This window comes from Limimaricola sp. G21655-S1 (assembly GCF_027213785.1).
Taxonomy (GTDB): Bacteria; Pseudomonadota; Alphaproteobacteria; order Rhodobacterales; family Rhodobacteraceae; genus Limimaricola.
Map to the genome: position 1 here is coordinate 1 of NZ_JAPWGO010000547.1, position 231 is coordinate 231.

Annotated in this window: 1 protein-coding gene; it reads right to left on the reverse strand. The window is 71.0% G+C overall.

Going from position 1 to position 231, the window contains the following annotated elements:
- A partial coding sequence (locus tag O4G76_RS21770; RefSeq protein WP_269399151.1) for a DNA gyrase subunit A occupies nucleotides 1–190 on the reverse strand: 190 nt, incomplete at its 3' end.
- Nucleotides 191–231 lie beyond the last annotated feature (41 nt).

The following is a 231-nucleotide window of genomic DNA, read 5'->3' on the forward strand; positions in this document are numbered from 1 at the left end:
CGCTGCCGCGGCCAACTTCGTAGGCGGCCAGGATGTCTTCGTACGGGGTGATGATCTGGCCGCCGCCGGGGAAGTCCGGGCCCGGCACGTGCTGCATCAGCTCGGCGGTGGTCAGGTCCGGGTTGGCCAGCAGCGCCAGCGAGGCGGCGGCCACTTCGGACAGGTTGTGCGGCGGGATCTCGGTGGCCATGCCCACGGCAATGCCGGAGGCGCCGTTGAGCAGCACCATGG